The organism is Intestinimonas massiliensis (ex Afouda et al. 2020) (assembly GCF_001244995.1).
GTDB classification, from domain to species: domain Bacteria; phylum Bacillota; class Clostridia; order Oscillospirales; family Oscillospiraceae; genus Intestinimonas; species Intestinimonas massiliensis.
Genome location: NZ_LN869528.1, coordinates 388,024 through 402,481 on the forward strand (window position 1 = coordinate 388,024; position 14,458 = coordinate 402,481).

Below are 14,458 nucleotides of genomic sequence, written 5' to 3' on the forward strand. Positions count from 1 at the left end.
GGTTTTATGAAAGACCCTCATTGCGGCTACTGCGCAGGCGGAGAGACCCTGGCCGCCTTCGGCATTCCCATCTGTGAGCTGAGCGTCAGCACGCTCATCCTCTTTCAGGAACAGAGCCACCCCGGCCGCTGTATCCTGGCCTATAAGGATCATATCAGTGAGTTGGTGGACCTGACCGACGCGGAGCGGAACGCCTTCTTCACGGACGTAGCCAGAGCAGCCAGGGCGATCCACGCCGTCTTTCACCCGGACAAGGTAAACTACGGCGCTTACGGAGATACCGGAAGGCACCTTCACTTTCACTTGGTCCCCAAGTATCAGGGCGGCTACGAGTGGGGAGACGTCTTTGGGATGAATCCCGGCCGAACGTTTCTCTCCCAGGAGGAGTATACGCGCATGATCGAGCAGATCAAGCTCCATCTGTAAAAGGAGAATATCTATATGGATATCCGTTATTCCGCCAATCCGCGGGACTTCAAGCGCTATACCACGGAGGAGATCCGAAAGGAGTTCCTTATCGAAGATCTTTACCGGCCTGACCAGGTGACGGCGGTCTACTCCCATATTGACCGAATGGTCACCCTGGGCTGCATGCCGGTAACCAAAAGCATACCCATCGATCAGGGCATTGATGTGTGGGCCAATTTTGGCACTCATTTCTTTCTGGAGCGCCGGGAGGTCGGCCTGTTCAATATCGGCGGGCCAGGTCAGGTAACCGTAGACGGCACAGTCTATCCCATGGGCTATAAGGACTGCCTGTATATTACCCGCGGGAGTCGTGAGGTGTTGTTTTCCAGCGACAGCCCTACCGCCCCCGCCAAATTCTACATGGTCTCCGCCCCGGCCCACTGCTCCTATGAGACCCGGATCATCCGGCTTTCCGACGCCGCCAGAAAGCCCCTGGGCGCTTTGGAAACCTCCAATAAGCGGGTCATCCACCAGTTTATCCACCCCGACGTACTCCCGACCTGCCAGCTATCCATGGGCATGACCGTACTGGAGCCGGGCAGCGTGTGGAACACAATGCCTGCCCACACACACGAACGGCGCATGGAGGTATATACCTACTTCGAGATCCCTGCGGGCAATGTGGTTTTCCATATGATGGGTGAGGGGCAGGAGACCCGCCACATTGTCCTGCAGAACGAGCAGGCCGTGATCTCCCCCTCCTGGTCCATTCATGCCGGAGCCGGCACCGGAAGCTATTCCTTTATCTGGGCAATGGGCGGTGAAAATCAGGCCTTTGACGACATGGATGTGATTCCTGTCACCGCGCTGAGGTGACGGTCATGGATATGTTGGGTCAATTTTCCCTAAAGGGAAAAGTTGCTCTGGTCACCGGGGCCAGCCATGGGATCGGCTTTTCCATGGCCGTCGCTCTGGCCGGCGCGGGCGCCGAAATTGCCTTTAACGGCCACAGTCCGGACCGGCTGAAGGCCGCTGAGGCCGAGTACGCCGCGCGGGGAATCCATGCGCGGGGCTATCTTTGCGACGTCACTGACGAGACCGCCGTCCAGAACATGGTAGCCCGGATCTCTGCCGACTTGGGGCCGGTGGACATTCTGGTCAACAATGCGGGGATGATCCAGCGTACTCCCCTGTTGGATATGTCCGCCCAGGATTTTCGCCGCGTAGTAGACGTCGATCTGACCGCTCCGTTTATTGTGGCCAAAGCCTGTATCCCGGGCATGATCGCAAAGGGACATGGCAAAATCATCAACATCTGCTCCATGATGAGCGAGCTTGGCCGGGAGACGGTCTCTGCCTACGCCGCCGCCAAGGGCGGGCTAAAAATGCTCACCCGAAACATCTGCGCCGAGTTTGGTGGAGCCAACATCCAGTGCAACGGTATCGGCCCCGGCTATATTGCCACTTCCCAAACAGCCCCCCTGCGTGAGCCACAGCCAGACGGCAGCCGTCACCCCTTCGACCAGTTTATCTGCTCCAAAACCCCGGCGGGGCGGTGGGGCAGGCCGGAAGATCTGGCTGGTCCCGCCGTCTTTCTTGCCTCTGATGCCTCCAATTTTGTCAACGGCCACATCCTGTATGTGGACGGCGGCATCTTAGCCTATATTGGCAAGCAGCCCTGATCCGCTGGCTGCTTCCATTGACGTATACGCCTTCAAATACCGAAAAGGGAGTCCCCCGGTCTTGTAGCCGGGGGACTCCCTCTCGTTTTCGGGGCAAAGAGCACGTTTTTCTCCCCATGGAGTCACAGCGCTCTTCAGGGTATGCGCCGCTTACTGGCGCAGGATCAGGGCGGCGTTAAACTCCGCGCCATCGTAGGCTCCGTTCACCTGAAGGTAATCCCCCACCTCCAGCTTCCGCAGGGTCAGGGTTCCGCCGTCCCACTCCAGGAACTTGGTGTCGTCGTCCACATGGACGGTGATGAGCTCCTCGTTGCCGGCGCTGTCCAGGCTGCGCAGATAGATGTACTGATTGCCACGCTCCGTGCTGACATAGACCACGGTGCCGTTGAGCTGGCTGCCGGAGGTGACGGCCTGCTGGACCTCGATGGCGGCGACCTGGTCGCCGTTGACCACCAGGCCGATCTTGTAGCCCGGCTTCAGGGCGGACAGTGCGATGGTCTTGCCGCTCTGGGTAATGGAGGTGGCCGAGGTAACCGTATAGGACGCTTCCTCCCCATCGGAGAGGGTCACCTCCAGAGTGCTGCCGCCCACCTCCTGAATGATGCGGTTGATGGTACCGGTCATATTGGCGCTCTGGGGGGTGGCCTCGATGCGGGTAACCACGTGGTAACGGACGGTGACCTCCACCTCGTCACCCAGCCGCAGCTTGTCAATGGCGCTCTTCTCCTCGTTGCGGTAGATGGCGGGGGGATCGGACAGGTCGATGGCAAAGCTCACTACGGTGTCGTCACTCTCGGTGACCTCCAGGGTGACGGTGGAGCCGCTGGAGGTGAACACCCGGTTGGTAAGAACGCCCTCGGTCACCGCCGAGCCGGGGTAGCAGTCCAGCCGCACCAGCTTCTCTCCAGAGAAGCGGGCGGTGGCGAACCACTCCTTCTCCAGCTCTTTGAGCTTGATGGCCGAGCCGTTATAGGTGAATACGCAGCTATCGGCCACGTCATAGCTGGTGGATTTACCGGTGGCCGGGTCGGTGAGGGTAACGGTGTTGGTGCTGCTGGCCCAGGTAAAGGCCTTGATACCGCCCTGCACATATTTCGTGACGGAATCCACCGAGACGGACAGGGCGGAGCCATCCTCGTTGGATACCCGCAGAGAGACGTAGCACCCCTCGTAACCGGAGGACAGGGTCCCCTCCAGGCCGTTGACGGTGACGGCGGAGCCGCCGGGCACGGCATACTGGTGGGTGACGCCGTCAAACCCGCTGACCCGCAGGGTACAGCCGCTGCCGGACTTCTCCACGCTGGAGAGAATGCCCGTCTCCTCCCGGGTGCCGCCGGTGAGGCGGACAGCCACCAGACGGCCCTGGTCGTCGGTCATGCAGACGGCGGTGGCGTAGCCCGCGTCGGGGTCCACCACCGAGCGGTCCCCGATGGTCTTGGAGCCCACCTGCACCTGGGTGAAGCGGTTCATGGTGACCACCCGACCGGCACCGCCCACCGTCAGGGCAATACTGTTGTCCTCGATGCCGTTGACCGAGCCGGTGAACTCCTTCAGGGCGGCGCTGAGGTAGACGTCCTCCGCCACGCCCTTGCTGGTCAGGGAGATGCGGACGTGCTTGCCCGCCTTGAGGCTGCTGCTGGTGGTCTCCATATTGTTCTCATAGATGACGGCGTCGGCGGGCAGGGAGATGCTGCTGGTGGCGCCGGTCAGATCGCCGGTGAGGGTCAGGACCACCACGCCGCTGTCCCCCTTGGTGACGGCGGCAATGGTGCCCTGGATAAAGTCATAGTCGTCGTACTCGCTCAGGTCGGTGATGGTGCCCCGCTCCTCCATGAACGTCAGGGCGCGGGAGAGCATGGTGGCCATGATGGCCCGAGTGACCTCGCCCTTGGGGCCATAGGCGTTGTTGGTGTCGCCCTGGACGATGCCGTAGACGTTGAGCAGATAAACATAGGGCTTGGCCGACTCGCGGATGGAGGCGGTGTCGCGGAAGGTCATGGAATAGGAGTCCAGTCCCTCGGCCATGGGACCGAGCTGCATGGCTCGCACCAGGTAGACCGACAGGTCCTCCTTCTCGATGGGCTTGGAGAGACTCCCGTTCTGCACCAGACCCTTGAGCTCGGTGTAGGAGAGGATGCCGGTCTCCAGGCAGATGGCGAACTCCCGGTAGAACCAGGACTGGGCCCCGTTCAGCAGGCCGTCTACATCCTTCTTGCGGTCGGAGGCAATCCGGTCGGCGATCCCCTGTTTGACGGGTACGGCCCGGGCGCAGAGGGCCAGGGCCTCCGCCGTAGTCAGCTTGTTTTCCGGCTTGAAGGTGCCGTCCTCATAGCCCTTGAACATGCCCGCGTCGGTCATTTCCTCGATGTAGCTCTTGGCCCAATGGCTGGCAATGTCCGGGAAAGTGGCCGCCGAAGCCGGAAGCGCCGTCATGGTCAGCGTCAGGGCGAAGGCCAGCAGGCAAGTGAGCAGTCGTTTGGATTTCATATCGCACCTCCATGCAGTTGTCGCGCGCAGGGTAACATAACCATACTACTTTTAAAATTATAACGTTCTCCCGGCAAAAAAGCAACCGGCAGTTGTCGGAATCGTCAAAAACCTGGACAAGCGAGGCCCCGGACCCTCCGGCGCGGTTGGCGGGCAGTCTCCAAACGGAGACTGCCTGTTTTAAAGGCCCGGCTACAGAAAATCATCCGCGTAAAACGCGAACAAAGAATGTTTTCTTTTACTTAAAAGTGAAATAATGGTTTTTAAGATTTTTATTTTTTTGCAATTTTGCCTTCTCTCTGGCCGTTTATCGCGTCTCCATTTGGATACATTCAGTGCCATGCGGAGACGATTTTGCCCAGCCGCTTCTACTTTTTTGAGGCCCCCCTACAAAAAGTCCAGCGTTTTTTTGCGCTAGGCGTCCAAGGGATTCCGGATCTGGTCGCACCAATTGGCACAGACTTTGCTAGAATTTTGGGACAAGAGACAACGCTCACGCGGCCGGCCGGCGCGGGGAGCTGCGGATCTGGCAAATTGGTTTGGATTGGAATTTTTGCAAGGAGGCTGTCAACCATGAGCGAAGCAATCAAGAAGCTGGCGGAAAGCCTGGAAAATACAAAGGTGGAGCAGGACGGGGCCATCGTCGTGATCACCATGAACCGTCCCAAAGCGCTCAACGCGCTCAACGACCAGACTCTAGGCGAGCTGGACCGGATCTTTAGCTGCATCGAGACCGAGGCGGAGGTGCTGGGCGTCATCATCACCGGCGAGGGCAAGGGCTTTGTGGCCGGCGCCGACATCAGCCAGATGAACGGCTACGGCGCCGAAGAAGGCCGCAACTACGCCAACCGCGCCCAGACCCTGTTCAATAAGATCGAGGGGCTGGAAAAGCCCGTGATCGCGGCGGTCAACGGCTATGCGCTGGGCGGCGGCTGCGAGCTGAGCATGAGCTGCGATATCCGTATCGCCTCCGAGAAGGCTGTGTTCGGCCAGCCCGAGGTCAACCTGGGTCTGGTCCCCTGCTTCGGCGGCACCCAGCGTCTCAGCCGCCTGGTGGGCACTGGCATCGCCAAGGAGATGATCTTCACCGCCCGCCAGATCAAGGCCGACGAGGCCAAGGCCATCGGCCTGGTCAACAAGGTCGTGGCGCCCGAGGCCCTGCTGGACGAGGCCAAGGCCATGATGGGCGTCATCATCAGCAAGGCCCCCATGGCCGTACGCTATGCCAAGGTAGCCATCAACAAGGGCGTCAATATGGATCTGATGAACGGTCTGGAGCTGGAGAAGGACGTCGCCGCCCTGGCCTTTGCCTCCGAGGACGCCAAGGAAGGCACCGCCGCGTTCCTGGCCAAGCGTCCCGCCGTGTTTCAAAACAAGTGATTCTCCCCTGCAAGAGAAAGAAAGAGAATTGAATTGATTAAGGAGGAGCTTCTATGACCGTTCTTGGTATCATCGGCATCATTGCGGCTTTCTGTTTACTGATGTATATGATCATGAAGGGCTTCAACATCTATCTGACCGTGTTTGTCTGCACCCTGGTGGTGGCGCTGACCAGCCAGATGAATGTGTACGAGGCGTACAAGGTCCACTTCATGACCGGCTTTACCAACTTCTTTAAGAACTACTACCTGGTCTTCCTGACCGGCACCCTGATGGCCAAAGCCATGGATATCACCGGCGGCGCCAAGGCCATCGCCAAGGCCATCATCAAAATCATGGGCACGGAGTGGGCCTTTATTTCCGTGCCTCTGGCCTGCGGCGTGCTGTGCTACGGCGGCGTGTCCGCCTTCGTATGCTCCTTCTGCGTGTTCCCCATCGCCCTGCAGGTCTTCCGGGCCGCCGACCTGCCCCGCCGCGGCATCCCCGGCGCGCTGTGCTTCGGCTGCTCCACCTTCGCCATGATCGCCCCCGGCGCCGTGCAGATCCACAACGCCGTGCCCTCCACCAACCTGGGCACCACCTATATGGCCGGCGCGGTCAACGGCTTCCTGGCCTGCGGCTTCATGCTGGTGGTCGGCATCATCTACCTGCACTTCTGGCTGAAAAAGGCCAAGAACAACGGCGAGCACTTTGTGGCCAAGGCCAGCGACGACTTCGGCGACGACGCCAACGAGAGCCTGCCCAACCCCATCGTGGCCCTGCTGCCCCTGGTCATCACCATCTGCCTGGTCAACATCAAGGTAGGCGGCGTGGTCATCGCCCCCGTTGAGGTTGGCGTGCTGGCCGGTGCTGTGTCCGCCGTCATCCTGATGATCAAGTACATCGACGTCAAGCAGTTGCCCAAGCACTTTGCCGACGGCGCCGCCATGGCTCTGATCTCCATCACCAACACCTGCGCCGTCAACGGCTTCGGCGGCGTAGCCTCCAACAGCCCTGTGTTCTCCACCATCACCGACGCCATGGTGAACATCCCCGGCCCCAAGCTGCTGGGCCTGGTCATCGGCACCACCGTCATCGCCGGCATCTGCGGCTCTGCCTCCGGCGGTCTGGGCATCGCAGTGCCCATCCTGGGGCCGGTTTACACTCAGTTGGGTATCGCCCCCTCCATCGTCCACCGCGTCATGGCCCTGTCCTCCTCCGCGCTGGACTCCCTGCCCCATAACGGCTACATCGTCACCGTCACCAACGGCCTGTGCAACGAGACCCACAAGGACTCCTACGGCCTGACCTTCGCTCTGACCGTGGTCATCCCCTTCCTGGGCTCGCTGGTGGGCGTACTGCTCTTTACCATCTTCCCCAACCTGCCCTGACCGGGCGGTCCATCCCACTGCTTTCTCCCTTGCCATACGATGCTTCTCTCCCATCCTGTCCGGAGGCCGGCGCGGCGTTCCCTCCATCCGCCGCGCCGCCTCTCTCCGGACCCTGCGGGGGGAACGATTGAAAGGAGTTTTCTGTTATGTTTAAGCCTTTGGAAGGCGTAAAAGTCATTGACCTGACCTACTTCGTCGCCGGCCCCGGCGCGGCCCGCATCCTGGCCGACTGGGGTGCCGACGTCATCAAGGTGGAGCCCAGCTTCGGCGACCCCGGACGCGGCACCGGCGCCACCATGTCCTGCCCCACCAACAAGGACTGCAACCCCTTCTACACCGCCTACAACGCCAACAAGCGGGGCCTGTCCCTCAACCTGAAGAGCGAGGACGGCAAGGCCATTCTGGACAAGATGCTGGAAACCGCCGACGTGTTTGTGTCCAGCTACCGTACCGGCGCCCTGAAGCGCCTGGGCCTGGACTACGATTCTCTGAGCAAGAAGTTCCCCCACCTCATCTGGGCCCAGATCAACGGCTTCGGCGACTTCGGCCCCGCCAAGGACAACGCCGGCTTTGACACCGTGGCCTTCTGGGCCCGCTCCGGCGCCATGATCGACATCACCGAGAAGGACACCTCCCCCGTCAACCCCCTCATCGGCTTCGGCGACGCCACCACCTCCTGCTCCCTGTCCGGCGGCATCTGCGCGGCCCTCTATCAGAAGGCCAAGACCGGCAAGGGCTGCAAGGTCATGGTCTCCCTGTTCGCCCAGGCCATCTGGAGCGAAAGCGCCGGCATGGTCTCCACCCAGTATGGCGACGAGTACCCCAAAACCCGCCTGAATCCCGGGTCTCCCGTCATGGACACCTTCAAGAGCTCCGACGGCAAGTGGTTCTACATGAGCATCCTGGAGCCCGACCGCTACAACGACGCCCTCTTCAAGGAGCTGGGCCTGAACGAGCTCATTGGCAATCCCGACTACTCCACCGCCGTGGGCAGCAAGGCTCACACCGCGGAGCTGGTCGCCATCCTGAGCAAGGCCTTCGCCCAGCACACCATGGATGACATCTCCGGCATGTTTGCCCGGGCCGATATCGCCTATGACCGGGTCCAGCACATTAAGGAAGTCCTGGACGATCCCCAGGCCCTGGAGAACATGTACATCGTCCCCATGGCGAACAAGGACGGCACTGTCACCAAGCAGCCCGCCACGCCCATTCGCTTCGCCCTGACCGAGCCCACCTGCATCGAGGACATCGCCCCCACCATGGACCGTCAGGCCCCCATGGTCGGCGAGCACTCCGCCGAGATCCTCCGGGAGTACGGCTATTCCGACGCCGACATCGAAAGATTCCTGGCCGACAAGGTCATCACCATCGAAAAGCTGTAAATTCCCCCTGTTGTGCAGCGCGGGGTTCCATGGTACAATAACTTAACCTGTGCTCCGCGCCCCATCCGCCTTATGTGAAAGGAAGGGTTTCCCTATGCTATTTACCGAAGATCAACAGATGATCCAGCAACTGGCCCGGGACTTTGCGGAGTCCGAGCTGGCCCCCATCGCCGCCGAGATCGACCGGGAGGAGCGCATCCCCAAGGAGATCATCGAGAAGATGGCCGAGATCGGCTTCACCGCCCTGAACGTCCCCGAGGAGTACGGCGGGCCCGGTCTGGACACCGTGTGCAAGGTGCTGGTGGTCTCCGAGCTGGCCCGGCAGTGCGCCAGCACCGCGGAGGTCATCGCCGTGCATACCCTGGTCAACGACATCTTCCTCAAGCACGGCACCGAGGCGCAGAAGCAGAAGTACCTCACCGCCGCCGGATACAGGGGGATGATCGGCGCCTTCCCCCTCCCCGGGGCGGGGGCTCCCCCGCCCCGCGGCCAAGACCAAGGCCGTGGTGGACGGGGACGACTACGTCATCAACGGCAGCAAGTGCTTCATCTCCAACATGGGCCCCACCGAGGGCGACTATGTGGTGGTCATCGCCCTCACCGAGCCGGAGAAGGGCGTCAAGGGCATGTCCGCCATCGTGGTGGACCGGGGCACCCCCGGCTTCACCGTGGGCAAGCGGGAAGAGAAGATGGGCATCCGGGGCGCGGATATCTCCGAGCTGATCTTTGAGGACTGCCGGGTCCCCCGCAGCAACCTGGTGGGCAAGGAGGGCGAAGGCTTCAAGATCGCCATGGGCTGCCTGCTCGGCGGGGCCGGCGGAATTGCCGCCCGGGTGACTGGGCATCTGCGAGGCCGCCATCGCCGCCTCCGTCAAGTACATGGGCGAGCGGGTCCAGTTCGGCAAGCCCATCGGAAAGAACCAGGGCCTGCAGTGGTATCTGGCCGACATGGCCACCCGCACCGAGGCCGCCAAGGCCCTCATCCTGGAGGCCGCCGTCGCCGCCGACAACGGCCAGCCGCTGTCCAAGCTGGCCGCCATGTGCAAATACTACGCCTCTGAGAACGCCGTCTGGGTCACCAACAAGGCCCTTCAGATCCACGGCGGCTACGGCTACATGCGGGACTACCCCATCGAGCGCATGTACCGCGACGCACGCATCGTCCCCATCTACGAGGGCACCTCCGAGGTCCAAAAGATGGTCATCGCACGCGAGGTCATGAAGTAACCAATCACCGCCGGTACCAGGGAAGTCTTGACATTGGTCAGGGCTTCCCTTTCCGGCTTTTCCGACGACGGGAGGAAGCGCCATGCCGGAACCTGATATCGCCCGCTACAAGTACATTTTGGATGAGATCCTGCGCCTGACCGACGACGGCTTCATTGTGGTGGACCCCCAGGGCGTGGTCACTGACATCAACGAGCAGTACTGCGACTTCCTGGGCCGGACCCGGGACGAGGTGGTGGGCTATCCCATCACTAAGGTCATCAAGAACTCCAAGATGATCGACATCGTCCGCAGGCGGTACAGCGAGGAGCTGGCCCTCCACAAGTACGTCCCGGGCGACACCAAGGCCAACGACGACAACTTCGTGCTGGTCAGCCGCTCCTGCGTCTTTGACGACGCCGATCAGGTCGTGGCTGGTGTAGCCCAGGTGAAGTTCCGGCTCCAAACCCTGGACTCGGCCAAACGGCTGATGAGCGAGTACGCCGAGTTGGAATTTTACCGGGAAGAGTACCAGAACTACAGCGGCAACCAGTACAGCTTTGAGCACATCGTGGGCAGCGGCGAGCGCTTCCTGGAAACCAAGCGGGCAGGGCTCAAGGCGGCCAAGACCGACTTTGCCGTCCTGCTCACGGGTGAGACGGGCACCGGCAAGGAGGTCTTTGCCCGGGCCATCCACAACAACAGCCCCCGTTCCGACAAGCCCATGGTCAGCATCAACTGTGCCGCCATCCCCTCCGAGCTGCTGGAGTCGGAGCTCTTCGGCTACGCCGAGGGGGCCTTTACCGGGGCCAAAAAGGGCGGTAAAAAGGGCAAGTTTCAGATGGCCAACGGCGGCACTCTCTTTCTGGACGAGATCGGCGACATGCCCCTGCACATGCAGGCCAAAATCCTGCGCGTCCTTCAGGAGGGCGAGGTGGAGCCGGTGGGCGGCTCCGGACCCGAGCCGGTGGACGTGCGCATCCTCTCCGCCACCCGGAAGAACCTGACCGAGATGATCCAGCGGGGCGAGTTCCGGGAGGATCTCTACTACCGCCTGAACGTCATCAACATTGAGATGGTGCCCCTGCGCCAGCGGCGGGGTGACATCCTGGAGCTGGCCAACTACTTTCTGGCCCGGCTGAACAAGACCTACCACCAGTCCACCGTCCTCTCCGGCGAGGTGAAGCGTTGCCTGATGAACTACCAGTGGCCGGGCAACATCCGGGAGCTGGACAACGTCATCAAGGGGGCCTACGCCACCTGCGACGGCTTCTCCATCGACATGATCGACCTGCCCGCCCGTCTGGCCAATCTGCAGAAGGGAGCCGGACCGGGTGCGGAGGGCTCCAAAAAGCTGGCCGAGCTGATGGACAACTACGAGCGGGAGATTATCAAGTCCACCCTGCGGGCGACGGGCGGCAACTGCCAGCAGGCGGCGGAGGAACTGGGCATCCATCGCAGCGCCCTGTATAAAAAGATGGCCCGGCTGAGCATCCACCGCCGGAAAGAGAACGTCTATGAGTGAGCACTCCACCCGGGGCGCCGGACATCTGTCCGGTGCCCCTTTCTTCTTTGCGCGCGGCAGAGCAACTTTCTGTCGATATTCCCGCGGTTGTGTTATATAATAGCAGCAGCAACAGGAAAGGGAGGTCCCAGTATGGACGACCGCGCCGCGCGCCGCAGGCTGGAGACGCAGATGGAGGCGTTCCTCTCCTCCGGCATGGCACAGCATGAGGCCGACGAGCTCTTCCGGCTGGTGGCGGAGCTGTGCCCCGACCGCCTGGACTTCCGGGAGGTCTGTGAAAACCTCTACGACGGCATCCACATCACCGACGGGGAGGGCAAGGTGCTTTTCATCAACACGGCCTACACCCGCACTACCGGCATCCGTCCGGAGGACGTATTGGGCCGGCGTGTCTCCGACATCGAGGCCGAGGGCAAGCTCTACCGCGGCTCCGTCACGGCCCAGGTGCTGGAGCGCCGGGAGCGGGTCAACTCGGTGGCTACCATCCTGGGGCTCAACAAGGAGGTTCTGGTCACCGGCACCCCGGTGTTCGGTTTCGACGGCGCCATCAAAATGGTGGTGACCAATACCCGGGACTTTCCCGAGCTCAAACGGCTGGAGCAGCAGCTCCTCACCCTTACGGAGGAGAGCCGGAAGGCCCACGAGGAGCTGGCCTATCTGCGCCGCCAGCAGGCGGGCGACAAGCAGCTTTCCTACCGCAGCGCGGCCATGCAGTCGGTGATGTCCCTCATCCAGACCGTGGCCCCCACCGACGTCACGGTGCTCATCACCGGCGAGTCGGGCACCGGCAAGGAGCTGGTGGCCAACGAGCTGTACCAGCAGAGCGACCGGCGGGGCAAGCCCTTTATCAAGGTCAACTGCGCCGCCATTCCCTCCGAGCTGCTGGAGTCCGAGCTCTTCGGTTACGAGGAGGGGGCCTTCACCGGAGCCAAGCGGGCAGGCAAGGCCGGCATGTTCGAGCTGGCCAACACCGGGGTCATCCTTTTGGACGAGATCGGCGACATGCCCCTCCCCCTACAGGCCAAGCTGCTGCGGGTCCTGCAGCAGCGCGAGCTCGTCCGGCTCGGCGGCAGCCGGGTGGTCAAGCTGGACATCCGGGTCATCGCCTCCACCAACAAGGACCTGCGGGAGCAGGTGCGGCAGGGCGGCTTCCGGGAGGACCTCTACTACCGGCTCAACGTGGTCCCCATCGCCCTCAAGCCCCTGCGGGAGCGCAAGGAGGATATCGTCTATCTGGCCGACCAGTTCTGCCGGAACTTTGACAAAAAATACGGAAAAGACGCCCATATTAGCCCCGGCGGCATGGAGCTGCTCCTGGAGTATCCCTGGCCGGGCAACATCCGGGAGCTGGAAAATCTGGTGGAACGCATCGTGGTCACCAGCTCCGGGGCCCTCATCAACCGGGACAGCGTGTTCGCCGCTCTCAGCCCTGGCGGCCTCCGCTTCGGCGGGGACGGGCAGGAGGGAGCCACCCTCAAGCGTCAGGTAGCCGCCTTTGAGCGGGAGGTCATCCTCCACACCATCGAGCGGGAGGGCTCCCTGCGCAGGGCCGCCCGGGCCCTGGGCGTGGATCACTCCACCCTGGTCAAAAAGCGCAGACAGTACGAAATGGAGGAGGCGCACCCAGATAATCGGTGAACTTTGTCACCACCCAGGTGATTTTTTTCACCATTTGATTTTGCCGCTGTTTCCTGTGCACCCTGTCCAAATATAAGGGAATCGGTTTGTCGCAAACTCATTAAAAAGGCCGGGTTTTTTGCTTGTGTTTTTAAAAACGAGTGGTGAAAATTTTCACCACTCGTTTTGCTGTCTTTCCAAAGTCCCAGGGTGATCCAAACAAAAAAATTACTTAGGGGCAGAAGGGATTGCAGGCTTTCCCGCTCTTTGCTCCGGACTTTGGCACGGCTCTTGCATAAACAAAGGCTGTGAGCGGGCAGCCGCCCGAAACCAGAAAGAAAGCAGAGGTTCATCGCAATGAAAAAGACCATTATCACTGTGGCCACCACCGGCGCCTGGCCCAAGAAGGAGAATAATCCCAACGTCCCCATGACGCCCGCCGAGATTGCCGAGGACGTGTACGCCTGCTGGAAGGCCGGCGCGGCCATGGCCCACCTGCACATGCGGGACGATGCCGGCAACGGCACCATGGACAAGAACAAGTTCCGTCAGACCGTGGAGCTGCTGCGGAAAAACCATCCCGAGTGCGATATCATCCTCAATATGACCACCTCGGGCGACCTGAACGCCACGGACGAGACCCGTCAGGCCCATCTGGAAGAGCTGCGCCCCGAGATGGGCTCCTACGACTGCGGCTCTATGAACTGGCTGCACTCCAGCCTGTTCCTCAATCACCCCAAGTTCCTGGAGGAGCTGGGCCAGCACATGCAGGAGTGGGGCGTGAAGCCCGAGATCGAGGCCTTTGATCCCGGCATGATTGCCAACGCGGCCTACTACCTGAAAAAGGGCGTGCTGAAGGCCCCTCTTCACTTCCAGTTCTGCATGGGCTGCGCCAACGGCATCCCCGGCAGCATAAAGAACCTGGTGTTTATGAAGGAGACCATGGAGTCCCTCTGCCCGGGCTCCACCTGGAGCTGCTTTGGCGTGGGCCATTCCGCCATGGAGATGCTCTACGGCGCTGTGGCGCTGGGCGGCCACATCCGTGTGGGCATGGAGGACAACGTGATGTACGCCAAGGGCCAGTTGGCGGCCTGCAACGCCCAGTTTGTGGAGCGCGCCGCCCGGGTCATCCGGGAGTACGGCAACGAGGTGGCCACCCCCGCCGAGGCCCGCGAGATTCTGGGTCTGAAGAAATGAGCTGGGGCGTCTACTGGCTGTTCTACCAATGCCCCCAGTGCGGAAAGAAATTCAAGTCCGGCGCCGATACCATCACCGAGCCCACCTTCGGCATGTGCCCTGCCTGCCACGCCGAAGGCGTGCTGGTGGGGGAGAGCGGCAAGGCAAGCCCGTCCGACGCCAACGACTACGAGGATACTGCTGAATAAGGAGACGGTCTCA

13 protein-coding genes and 2 pseudogenes are annotated in these 14,458 nt (G+C 61.6%); 13 read left to right on the plus strand and 2 right to left on the minus strand.

The window, feature by feature from the left end; genetic code table 11:
- Positions 1–6 precede the first annotated feature (6 nt).
- Genes BN2154_RS02110 through BN2154_RS02120 form a run of 3 tightly spaced genes read left to right on the plus strand, consistent with a single transcriptional unit; the run spans position 7 to position 2,090 of the window.
- A complete protein-coding gene (locus BN2154_RS02110; RefSeq protein ID WP_050617217.1) occupies positions 7–426 on the plus strand; it encodes an HIT family protein in 420 nt (139 codons plus the stop codon).
- A gap of 15 nt (positions 427–441) precedes the next feature.
- Entirely contained in the window at positions 442–1,284 is an 843-nt protein-coding gene (gene kduI / locus BN2154_RS02115) for a 5-dehydro-4-deoxy-D-glucuronate isomerase (RefSeq protein WP_050617218.1), read from the plus strand.
- A 5-nt stretch (positions 1,285–1,289) separates the two neighbouring features.
- Positions 1,290–2,090: a gluconate 5-dehydrogenase gene (locus BN2154_RS02120; protein WP_050617219.1), complete on the plus strand. Its 801-nt coding sequence runs from the start codon at positions 1,290–1,292 to the stop codon at positions 2,088–2,090.
- Positions 2,091–2,240: 150 nt separating this feature from the next.
- Here BN2154_RS02120 and BN2154_RS16415 read toward each other — a convergent pair whose 3' ends face one another.
- Entirely contained in the window at positions 2,241–4,577 is a 2,337-nt protein-coding gene (locus BN2154_RS16415; RefSeq protein WP_050617220.1) for an S-layer homology domain-containing protein, read from the minus strand.
- Between the two features lie 573 nt (positions 4,578–5,150).
- On the opposite strand from BN2154_RS16415, the gene BN2154_RS02130 reads away from it, so the two are divergent.
- The 8 genes and pseudogenes from BN2154_RS02130 (at position 5,151) to BN2154_RS02155 (ending at position 13,081) form a co-directional block, all read left to right on the plus strand.
- Positions 5,151–5,957 (plus strand): enoyl-CoA hydratase-related protein, encoded by an 807-nt coding sequence (locus tag BN2154_RS02130; RefSeq protein WP_050617221.1) that lies wholly within the window; start codon positions 5,151–5,153, stop codon positions 5,955–5,957.
- Between the two features lie 53 nt (positions 5,958–6,010).
- Entirely contained in the window at positions 6,011–7,327 is a 1,317-nt protein-coding gene (locus tag BN2154_RS02135; RefSeq protein ID WP_050617222.1) for a GntP family permease, read from the plus strand.
- Positions 7,328–7,473: 146 nt separating this feature from the next.
- Positions 7,474–8,712 (plus strand): CaiB/BaiF CoA transferase family protein, encoded by a 1,239-nt coding sequence (locus BN2154_RS02140; RefSeq protein WP_050617223.1) that lies wholly within the window; start codon positions 7,474–7,476, stop codon positions 8,710–8,712.
- A gap of 118 nt (positions 8,713–8,830) precedes the next feature.
- Positions 8,831–9,073, plus strand: a pseudogene (locus BN2154_RS16545) (acyl-CoA dehydrogenase family protein); the annotation flags it as partial.
- 145 nt (positions 9,074–9,218) lie between these two features.
- A pseudogene (locus BN2154_RS16550) lies at positions 9,219–9,389 on the plus strand (acyl-CoA dehydrogenase family protein); the annotation flags it as partial.
- A gap of 202 nt (positions 9,390–9,591) precedes the next feature.
- On the plus strand, positions 9,592–9,939 hold the full coding sequence (locus tag BN2154_RS16555) for an acyl-CoA dehydrogenase family protein (protein WP_368013980.1): 348 nt from the start codon (positions 9,592–9,594) through the stop codon (positions 9,937–9,939).
- Positions 9,940–10,021: 82 nt separating this feature from the next.
- A complete protein-coding gene (locus tag BN2154_RS02150; RefSeq protein WP_050617224.1) occupies positions 10,022–11,443 on the plus strand; it encodes a sigma-54 interaction domain-containing protein in 1,422 nt (473 codons plus the stop codon).
- Between the two features lie 132 nt (positions 11,444–11,575).
- Positions 11,576–13,081 carry a sigma-54 interaction domain-containing protein gene (locus BN2154_RS02155; protein WP_242853667.1) on the plus strand — a complete coding sequence of 502 codons (1,506 nt, stop codon included), beginning with the start codon at positions 11,576–11,578 and terminating at the stop codon, positions 13,079–13,081.
- Here the strand turns inward: BN2154_RS02155 and BN2154_RS15630 are convergent.
- Positions 13,015–13,431 carry a hypothetical protein gene (locus tag BN2154_RS15630; RefSeq protein WP_154666618.1) on the minus strand — a complete coding sequence of 139 codons (417 nt, stop codon included), beginning with the start codon at positions 13,429–13,431 and terminating at the stop codon, positions 13,015–13,017. The genes BN2154_RS02155 and BN2154_RS15630 overlap by 67 nt on opposite strands.
- On the opposite strand from BN2154_RS15630, the gene BN2154_RS02160 reads away from it, so the two are divergent.
- Both BN2154_RS02160 and BN2154_RS02165 read left to right on the plus strand, forming a co-directional pair.
- On the plus strand, positions 13,418–14,257 hold the full coding sequence (locus tag BN2154_RS02160; RefSeq protein ID WP_050617225.1) for a beta-keto acid cleavage family enzyme: 840 nt from the start codon (positions 13,418–13,420) through the stop codon (positions 14,255–14,257). The two genes, BN2154_RS15630 and BN2154_RS02160, sit on opposite strands and share 14 nt — an antisense overlap.
- The gene (locus BN2154_RS02165; RefSeq protein WP_050617226.1) at positions 14,254–14,445 is read left to right on the plus strand and encodes a hypothetical protein; all 192 of its coding nucleotides are present in this window, start codon (positions 14,254–14,256) and stop codon (positions 14,443–14,445) included. The genes BN2154_RS02160 and BN2154_RS02165 overlap by 4 nt, the downstream gene beginning before the upstream one ends.
- Positions 14,446–14,458: the final 13 nt, after the last annotated feature.